This is a genomic window from Mycobacterium sp. (assembly GCF_032162605.1).
Taxonomy (GTDB): domain Bacteria; phylum Actinomycetota; class Actinomycetes; order Mycobacteriales; family Mycobacteriaceae; genus Mycobacterium.
On sequence record NZ_JAVROT010000467.1, the window covers coordinates 1 to 8,672 of the forward strand.

An 8,672-nucleotide genomic window follows, 5' to 3' on the forward strand; every position below is an offset into this window, starting at 1 on the left:
TGGCCGTCCACGCCAGTCTTCAGTATGTCGTTGGCGTGCCGTTGCGCCGCTACTGTCAAACGCGGATCGTCGCCGATCGCCGCGCATGTCTGGCGAAGCCGGTTGACGCCGTTGTACACCGCAGTCCCCAAATCGTCTGCGCGCGCAGGGAAACCAGCAACGGTGCCGAGAACAGTGATGGAGGCAGTGCAAATCGAGGAGACCGCGACGATCGTGCGTTTCGTCGTCATGTTTGCCTCTGGAGATGGGCTCGCTGTGCTGTTTGCAGCAAAGCACTGCTACCGATTGAGGCTTTCGCGATGTTCGGAATCGGGCCGGCCGGTCTGTCCAAGACCGCACACCGACATGCCGCACGCCATTGCCGTCCGGACGCATCACCCTGGGGCAGGCAGGGAATCGTGGTAAAGGGGAATGTCTGATGTCAAATCGCGGGGACGTGCTGGCGGCGTACCAGAGTTACGTCGATGCGGTCATGGCCAGCGATGAGCAAGCGATCCGCGAATGCGTGCAGTGGTCCTGTACTTTTCTCGGAGCCGACCGAGCGGAGAGCATCGACGAATTCCCCTATAGCCCAACCGATCTCAAACGACAAAGTGACTGGGCCACAAGCGTCGGGATCGAGATCGACGTCGTAGCGGTCTCCGATGTCAAGGCGCAGGTCCTCCTTCGACACGGCGAACGCGTCCGACCCGACGGAACGCTGATCGAGGAAGTGACCGCCTTCTACGCGCTCACCAAAACTGCCAACGGCTGGAAGATCTTCGCGCTCTCCAGCATCGAATTCCCGGCCGCCTAGCCGCACCAGCACGCAGATCCACACCGGTCAGGCACTGCGGCTCTCTGACCGGCGCCGAGCGATTCTCATCCTTATGGTCCTCGGGTCGACCCAGCGCGGCCGGGGCGGCTTTCACTGCCTCTTGACAAAACTGCCTAACTATCAGGTTCCCAGTTCCGTGTCGTATTCCCAGTTGAAATGTCGTGCCGATGTCGTATACGACATGAGACTGGGAAACGGTTGATTCGACACACCATCGCGGCGGTGCGAGAGTTGGTGTGGATGAGTTGGTCAGGAGGCGCTGCTCGCGAGGTCCGCCAGTTCGTCGAGGTCGCGCAATGTCTCCGGTTCGGGCTGCGTCGGGAGCAGGAAAGTGACCTCGTCGACCTCGGCTTCGGCGTAGCCGGCCAATGCAGCCTTATCCCGTCCTGCGCCAAAAATCGTGACGGGCACGTTGGTGCGGCCGTTGTCCGCCAACCACAGACGCACCCGACGCAGCGTCTCGGGAGGGGTGGCTGCCTGCGGTAGCCAGCCGTCACCGAGAGTGCGTAACCGTTCTAGGGCCGCGCGGCTCTCACCACCGATGTAGATCGGGGGATGCGGGCGCTGAACCGGCTTGGGCCAGGAGAAGATGGGGCCGAAGTCGATGAACCGGCCGTGGAACTCAGCCTGCTCGTCGGTCCAGATCTGCTTGAGCGCGGCGAGCTGCTCATTCATCTTCGCCCCTCGTGTGGCCGGATCGGTGCCGTGATTGCGCATTTCCTCGCGGTTCCAGCCCAAGCCGACGCCCAGGGCCACGCGGCCGTTGGAGACTAGGTCCAGGCTGGCTACCTCCTTGGCGGTATAGATCACGTCGCGCTGCGGGAGCAGGACTATCCCCGTAGTCAGGACAAGGTCACGCGTGACCGCCGCCGCCGAGGACAGCGCCACGAATGGGTCCAGAGTGCGGTGATAGACACGGGGCAGCTCGCCCGCACCGGGATAGGGCTCCTCATACGCGACCGGAATGTGCGAGTGCTCGGTGACAACGAGGGAGTTGAACCCACGCTCCTCCACCGCCGCGCCGAGCCGTCGTGGACCCACGCCCTCATCGGTAATGAAAGTTGCGACACCAAACTTCACATCTCACTCAACCTCCCGACACCGACCAGCGTGCCGGTGTCGATGACGAAGCGCGTTATTTGGCTCATGATTCGCGTTCGGAGGAGGGTGTCGCACCCTGCACGGGAACACCGGGGTTGTTGTCGCCGCCGCACGAGCTAATGCTGTTCTGCGTAGGCCGATTGGGTTCGAGGACACCACCCCCGACCACGCCCCGCACCTCCGCGCCCCGGTCGATGAAACCTGTCACCTTGCTGGGACGGAGGATTCACGCCAACCCCGAATCGAAGAGGATGCTCTGTCTGTTCGCCAAGAAACCGGCGCCGTGCGGCGCAATGCCGCCACCAACGGGCGACGTCTTTCGCGGCGATTCGCTCCGAACGCTGGTCGACGGAGTGCTCCACCGTCGCACAGTTGGTCATTACGTCACCGAGAGGGACTCTGAGACTCGAACGCGGTAGTGGAGGATCACGTTTCCATCGCGGGACCCGGCCGAGCTCGCTGCGGAAAGCGGTTCATCGGACGAAGGCCACCGGGAACTCGGAGCAGCCGAGAACCAGCTCATCGACAGTCTGTCGCGCCGATTTCCGGAGACAATCGGTCGTTCACTGCCGCGCATGGCGGGCCCCGCTACGGAGACCGGATTTGCAAGTGACGCGGTTGCTATAGGGCGAAGATTGAAGCGACGGCCTTGGTCTCGTCGCCAACGGCATAGGTGAGCGTGGTGACGGTCCGGTCGACAAGTCCTTGCCCGAACTCGTCGGTGGAGCCGGCTGGATGGACGTGGCCGATGATGTCCAACTTCTCGCCGAGCGAGACCGGTGCCTCGTGCTCGATGGTCACCCGCAGCGGCGCATTCAGCAGCTGGGGTGTCGCGGACAGATAGTCCTCGACGACGCTCCAGTAGGCGGCGTTGTTCATGTGGTTAAACAGGTCGATGTCGGTGAACCGCACCGGGTAGTCGTGGATCTCAGTGGCTGTATCGCGGTCGCCGGGCCTCAGGTAAGGATGCCACCGCAGCCTGTCGACGTCGGTGGTGCGCCGCAGCCCTTCCATGAAGTCGTCGCTGATGCGCGAGGGCATCAGGGTGTTGGGGTTGATGTTGATCCAGAACGCCTCGCATTCAATCAGGCCGCCCTTGCGGCCGTCGATGCGCACCCGCTTCTCGCACCACCGGGTCGAGGTGGCTGAGCACCAGCGACGCAGCCGCAGCATGTCTCGGAATTCGATCGGATTGATCACGTCCATCATGGTGCGGCGTACAATCCACAGCGGGTGGACGTCTTCAAAGCCCAACTCCCGCAGTTGATCCTGGCCGACGTCTTGGACGTGACGGGCGGCGGCGTCCAGCCGCAGCCGGCCGTAGCGGTCGATGTCACCCACCCGTAGCGGCCACTCGCGCTCGAACACATGGGGATGGCCGTCGAGGACGGGCATCAACCTTTTGTCCAGGGTCATCACAGTTTCCCTTTCACCCCCGTTGCGAACATGCCCGGACCGTGCATCCGATCACGAGAAGCTCGCGACTGCCCGGCCCCTATTAACGGCTGTTAGCGCGCCCGCCTCGCCATGCGTTCGGAGTCCGAGATCAATACACTCTTGCCTTCCAACCGAATCCAGCCACGGTGGGCGAAATCGGCAAGTGCCTTGTTGACGGTCTCCCGCGACGCGCCGACCAGCTGCGCGATCTCCTCCTGCGTCAGGTCGTGCGTGACGCGCATCGCTTCGCCTTCCCGTGTGCCGAAGCGTTGCGCCAGCAGCAGCAGCTGCTTGGCCACCCGGCCCGGCACGTCGGTGGAGATCATGTCGGCCAGGTTGCTATTGGTGCGGCGCAGCCGGCGGGCCAGCACCCGCAGCAGTTGCTCGGCGATTGCCGGGCGATCGGCGATCCAAGCCCGCAACGCGTCGCGGTCCATCGATACCGCGCGCACCTCGGTGATCGTGGTCGCGCTCGACGTGCGCGGGCCCGGGTCGAAGATCGACAACTCACCGAACATGTCCGACGGCCCCATGATCGTCAGCAGGTTCTCATGGCCGTCGGGTGAGCGTCGGCCGATCTTGACCTTTCCGGAAATGGCGATGTACAGCCGGTCCCCGGGGTCACCTTCGGCGAATACGGTGTGCCCCCTTGGGAAGTCGACGGGCTGCAATTGCTTGGTGAGCGCGGCTACGGCGCTGGGTTCGACTCCCTGGAACAGTCCGGCCCTGGCCAGGATCGCCCGCTTAGCCCGTTCGTCGACGTCATCGGTGTCCACGCACTCTGGCCAATCCGTCGGTAGCCGCCGGTCATCAAGCTCCTGTGCCTTCGTATCATCGCTTCCGGCGAAACCAGCTGTCTGACTTGCGTTCTGATACGGCGTCATCTTCGGAACGGCGGGCCGCCGGGTATTCTCCGAGAAATCATCTGGGCCGCCGCGAATTTGGTCGATGTCGATCACTCCAGGGTGAGCGGGCATCCGAATTCTCCGATCCGGCGGGCCGGGCCCGCGTCGTTGTCATCAAGGAGGTGCGACGATGCAGTTGTAATAATGGCGCTCCATCGAGCCCATGCCGCCACCGCTGACCCCCATCAACGCTTCCCGCCAACCGGAACTCCCCTTACCTGCTAGCTGCAAGGCCTAGGGCCTTGCGCTCTTGCGCGGCCGAACCGGCCGCCACCAGGTCCAGCACCCTTCCTAGGTCTCGACGGACGGCAGCGAGCCCGGCGCGCAACCCCCTTCACCCCCGGGGGTATGCGGCAGACGATCACAAGCCTCGGAGGGGGATGGTGACGCGCAGAGACGTCCCACGTCCGCTGCGGCTGGCGACCTCCATCGTGCCGCCGCGGACGGGACATCGCTGCTTGTCACGATTCCGTTCGAAGTCGAGTGAGCGACGGCTGTCCAGCGAGGATGGTCAAGCGCGATGTTCTCAGTGCCCCAATGTTCTACCGGCCCAGATGTTTGGTGAGGAAGCTCATGATGCCTTGCATCACCTGTTGGGATGACCACGGCTTGGCGATGTTGGTGTCGAAACCCAGGAACGTCACGTCGCCGTGGTTGGCGCCCTTGAATCGGTGGATCCGGGCTTGGTCTGACACGCCGAGCGTGAGCTTGGCGGGAAGGTCTGATCCCTTCTGCCTGGTAGGCGACATTCCCGCAGAGATCGCGTCAGCCCGACGCTCGCTTGCGCAATATCCCAAACGTCGGCAGCGGCGACGCGCCGTCGTTGTCGGCGTCACCCAGCAGGGCAGCCGAGAACCTCGCCGACATCCCAGCAATTGACCCAACCGTCGCCCGAACGAATCAGCGAGCGGATCCGCCAAGGTCCGCCATTACACGTGAGATTCCGCCACGCGCCGTGAGAATCTACAGCCGCCGGCGCCCCGGGGTTGCGGGCCGTGGTCCCGGATCAAACTCGAAGCATTGGAGAACTACCTCAACGCCCTTCACGACAGCGTCGAGTGGCACTCGTACGCTCAATCTCGACTTGTTCGCTGGCGCATCTCAAAACTTTGAACGGGGAAACTGGCGAGGTAATCCTGGGGTCTGGTCAGCGCGCCCTGGCGGCGACGCCGCCATTCACCCGAGTTGTATTGTGCGACCACCAAACTAGGACAGCGAGTCGGCTGGAATCAACCTTAAGGGAGGTGTACCCCGAGAGGGATTTCGTTGCGCTGGCTGGTGACTGCAATGTCGAAATCCCGTGTTACCTAAAAACCTCACAGTGGAGTGGCGGAGATATGCGGCGGTGTTTGCGATGGTCGACCAGTACAGCGCCGAGGTGACCTGGGAGACACCGAAGTACCTCTCGACCTGGCGACTCAATCGACGCGGATTCAAGGTCGGACTGTGGCTGTATCTCGGTCATGGGCTGCTGCTTCTAGGGCTTCCTGGTTTGGCAGGTCGTCACCTGTTGAGCAGCGCGGTGAGGAGTCGGGTGAGCCAGGTTCGGGCTGCTTGGAGGTCACCGTCGAGTAGCAGTTGAACGGTGACTGCGTCGTAGGCGGCTACGACCGCGCGGGCGGCGTTGGGGATGTCGGCGATCGCGTCGGGAAGGGTCAGCCGTTCGCGGGCACCGTCGAGTCGCGTCTCGATGGCAGTGCGCAGTTGTTGGCGATGGGAGGCGAGACGGTCGGCGACAGCGGGGTTTCGGGCGGCATGCAGGAGGAAGTCGGTCTTGATCAACAACCAGTCGCGATCGAGAAGCAAAGTGGCGGTGACGCGTTCGATGACCGCGTCGATCCCGGGGTTGATGTCGTCATCGGTGATGGCGGAGGTTACTTGGCCGGCGATGAGCCGGGCGCTCTCGTCGTAGAGGGCGAAGAACAACTCGTCGAGGCTGTCGAAGTTGGAGTAGAACGCTCCGCGGGTGTAGCCGGCGGCCGCGCACACGTCGTCGATACGGACCTGACCGAAGCCCTTGTCGGCGAACACCCGGTACGCCGCCTCGATCAAATTGGCGCGGGTTTCCGCGCGCCGCTTGGTCACCCGCGGCGAAGCGCCGACGGGCTTGGGAGGTTGTTGCGGCTGCATCGCCGACATCGACATGTTATCCCCACCACATTCCGATACCATTATGTATCCGATACATTAGCGTATCGGATGACCGTTCGGGACCTGCAACTTTGTAAGGACCATCACCGATGGGCACAGACGCGAACATTCTGCTCACCAACTATGACGAACGCCAGCTGGCTTTCGACGACATGCTCGTGCTGAGCACAACGCGCCGGTGGAACGTGGCGGCTCGGTGAAGTATCCGTTGCGGGTGATCCTGGCCGAGGACGACGTCCTGCTTCGCGCTGGTTTGGCCAGCCTGCTGGACCGCTCGGGTTTCGACGTTGTGGGCCAAACCGGCGACGGTGCGCATCTCCTCGCGCTGGTCCGTGACACCAAGCCAGAGCTGGTGGTGACCGACATTCGGATGCCGCCCACCAATACCACGGAGGGACTCGATGCGGCCCGGGTGATCCGCGACGAGTTCCCCGACACCGGCATCTTGATACTGTCCGCGCACGTCGACGTGGAGCAAGCGATGGAGCTATTGGCCAGCGGCCACGGGATCGGCTACCTGCTCAAGAGCCGGGTCACCGACGTGGCCGACTTCATCGACACCCTCGAGCGGATCGCCAACGGGGCTTCGGTGGTGGACCCCGCGCTCGTGCACGAATTGGTGTCAGCCCGCCGACGCGACGACCCGCTCGCGGTGCTCAGCGCTCGCGAGCAGGAGGTGCTGGCGCTGATGGCCGAGGGACGGTCCAACTCCGGCATCGGCCGTCGGCTGTGGGTCGCCGACGGCACCGTCGAAAAGCATGTGCGCAGCATCCTCGCCAAGCTGAACATCTACGAAACCGGCGACGACCATCGTCGGGTTCTCGCGGCGATCACCTTTCTCCACGCCTGCTGACCGGGTCGGCGGGATAGCCAACTGCAAAGCGGAACGGTCCGGCTTTCTTCGATCTGCGGTACCGAACCAGCAGATCTTCCCCCCGGAGCGTTCATTGGGGCTGCGCCACGGTGTGGGGAAATGAAAATCACGGGCTGGTGCGGTTGGGTGGGTGGTTGCATTCGCCGTGGCCCGGGTTGACCCTTAAACGGTGTTTCGGCGACCCCGTCCCGCCTTGTTGCTGGTAAGCACGTCCCTAGAGCGTGGGGCTGGAGGGTATCCCCTTAGCGGTTATGCGAGGGGTGTGGATTGTTGCCTGTGAGCACGCGAGTGAGCCTTCTGTTTCTTTGCAGCCCTCCCCGAAACACTCTCCATAACAACAGATTTGATTGCAAGGAGATGAACTGTCATGGAGGTGATTCATCCGCGGTGTGCGGGCATCGACGTGCCAAAAGGGACGCCAAGGTGTGCGTGCGAGTTGCGGGCCGCGGCCGCAAAGCCACGTCGTCGACGGTGACTACCTGAACATCGATGGCCTGCAGCATTCTGGCGTTGCGGGAGTATCTGATCGCCGAGCGGGTGACGTGTGTGGTGGTCGAGTCGACCGCGGCGTACTGGAAGCCGTTCTACTTTCTGCTCGACGACGCGCTGAACGTGATGCTGGTCAACGCCCGCCACTTCCGCAACGTGCCCGGACGCACGTCCAGGACCGCGAACGCGAGTTCTTTGGCAGCGACTATCACCCCGGGCATTACGTGTTCACCTTCGAGGACGGTCGCCCACCTCACCCCGACACCATCCGGCAGCGTTTCGACCGCCTCGCTGCGGCGGCAGGACTGTCGCGCATCACCTTCCACGATCTTCGGCACTCCTACGCCACGGGCGCACTCAAGGCCGGGGTCAGCGCGAAGGTCGTCAGTGTCGAATCGGGCACGCCAACGTCGGCTTCTTCCTGCAGACCTACGCACACGTCCTCGGGTAACGACGACCGCGAAGCCGCCGAACAGGCCGCCTCGTTCCTCATCGGGGACGGCTGGGACCCAGGTGAAGATGGCGCTGCCGAAGATGATGAGACTGTCTAATGTTCACAAATCCGTTCACAAACCCCATGAAAACGGCGCCCGGAAAGATCTCCGGGGGCCGTTTTGCCTGGTAGCGGGGACAGGATTCGAACCTGCGACCTCTGGGTTATGAGCCGACGGGTGACGGTTTCATCGGATCCTCGACGTCTTGTCTGTCCAGGTCAGGAGTCTCTGCAGTGTTGTGAACGGTCCATTCGTTGCGCCCAATTTCGGCGGTGTCGCCGAGTTTGGTTCCCAAATTTGTTCCCAATGCTTCGGGCCCATAGGACGGCCGAACCGTTGCGTTGGGTGACATAGGCGGCATCGAAGTGGATGCTTCTCACTCCAGGCCGCCGGCGACCTCCTGG

General features: G+C 63.1%; 10 protein-coding genes. 3 read left to right on the top strand and 7 right to left on the bottom strand.

Translation table 11 applies throughout. The annotated features are described in order from the left end of the window. Positions 1–230 (bottom strand): spore germination YkwD domain-containing protein (locus tag QOI01_RS25855; protein WP_526386019.1); only part of this gene is annotated, 230 nt, incomplete at its 3' end. A 206-nt stretch (positions 231–436) separates the two neighbouring features. Here QOI01_RS25855 and QOI01_RS25860 point away from each other — a divergent pair. Continuing rightward, positions 437–796: a hypothetical protein gene (locus QOI01_RS25860; protein ID WP_526386020.1), complete on the top strand. Its 360-nt coding sequence runs from the start codon at positions 437–439 to the stop codon at positions 794–796. Positions 797–1,066: 270 nt separating this feature from the next. Here the strand turns inward: QOI01_RS25860 and QOI01_RS25865 are convergent, their stop codons facing one another. The 5 genes from QOI01_RS25865 to QOI01_RS25885 all read right to left on the bottom strand — a co-directional run bounded on the left by QOI01_RS25865 (position 1,067) and on the right by QOI01_RS25885 (position 6,399). Continuing rightward, the gene (locus tag QOI01_RS25865) at positions 1,067–1,897 is read right to left on the bottom strand and encodes an LLM class F420-dependent oxidoreductase (RefSeq protein ID WP_526386021.1); all 831 of its coding nucleotides are present in this window, start codon (positions 1,895–1,897) and stop codon (positions 1,067–1,069) included. A 642-nt stretch (positions 1,898–2,539) separates the two neighbouring features. Then, positions 2,540–3,334 carry an acyl-[acyl-carrier-protein] thioesterase gene (locus QOI01_RS25870; RefSeq protein WP_526386022.1) on the bottom strand — a complete coding sequence of 265 codons (795 nt, stop codon included), beginning with the start codon at positions 3,332–3,334 and terminating at the stop codon, positions 2,540–2,542. Positions 3,335–3,426: 92 nt separating this feature from the next. Next, positions 3,427–4,092 carry a Crp/Fnr family transcriptional regulator gene (locus QOI01_RS25875; protein ID WP_526386028.1) on the bottom strand — a complete coding sequence of 222 codons (666 nt, stop codon included), beginning with the start codon at positions 4,090–4,092 and terminating at the stop codon, positions 3,427–3,429. A 710-nt stretch (positions 4,093–4,802) separates the two neighbouring features. Continuing rightward, positions 4,803–5,009 carry a hypothetical protein gene (locus QOI01_RS25880; RefSeq protein WP_526386023.1) on the bottom strand — a complete coding sequence of 69 codons (207 nt, stop codon included), beginning with the start codon at positions 5,007–5,009 and terminating at the stop codon, positions 4,803–4,805. Between the two features lie 754 nt (positions 5,010–5,763). After that, positions 5,764–6,399, bottom strand: a complete 636-nt coding sequence (locus QOI01_RS25885; RefSeq protein WP_526386024.1) for a TetR/AcrR family transcriptional regulator — start codon at positions 6,397–6,399, stop codon at positions 5,764–5,766. A 208-nt stretch (positions 6,400–6,607) separates the two neighbouring features. On the opposite strand from QOI01_RS25885, the gene QOI01_RS25890 reads away from it, so the two are divergent. Continuing rightward, positions 6,608–7,264: a response regulator transcription factor gene (locus QOI01_RS25890; protein ID WP_526386025.1), complete on the top strand. Its 657-nt coding sequence runs from the start codon at positions 6,608–6,610 to the stop codon at positions 7,262–7,264. 605 nt (positions 7,265–7,869) lie between these two features. Here the strand turns inward: QOI01_RS25890 and QOI01_RS25895 are convergent. Next, positions 7,870–7,995: a hypothetical protein gene (locus QOI01_RS25895; protein WP_526386026.1), complete on the bottom strand. Its 126-nt coding sequence runs from the start codon at positions 7,993–7,995 to the stop codon at positions 7,870–7,872. A 3-nt stretch (positions 7,996–7,998) separates the two neighbouring features. Between QOI01_RS25895 and QOI01_RS25900 the strand changes: the two genes are divergently transcribed. Then, positions 7,999–8,325 (top strand): tyrosine-type recombinase/integrase, encoded by a 327-nt coding sequence (locus tag QOI01_RS25900; RefSeq protein WP_526386027.1) that lies wholly within the window; start codon positions 7,999–8,001, stop codon positions 8,323–8,325. The last annotated feature ends 347 nt before the right edge of the window (positions 8,326–8,672 follow it).

Excerpts from the sequence above, each read along its gene's own strand:
- QOI01_RS25870 (WP_526386022.1), bottom strand. The coding sequence starts at position 3,334 with ATGACCCTGGACAAAAGGTTGATGCCCGTCCTCGACGGCCATCCCCAT.
- QOI01_RS25880 (WP_526386023.1), bottom strand. The coding sequence starts at position 5,009 with ATGTCGCCTACCAGGCAGAAGGGATCAGACCTTCCCGCCAAGCTCACG.
- QOI01_RS25885 (WP_526386024.1), bottom strand. The coding sequence starts at position 6,399 with ATGTCGGCGATGCAGCCGCAACAACCTCCCAAGCCCGTCGGCGCTTCG.
- QOI01_RS25895 (WP_526386026.1), bottom strand. The coding sequence starts at position 7,995 with ATGCCCGGGGTGATAGTCGCTGCCAAAGAACTCGCGTTCGCGGTCCTG.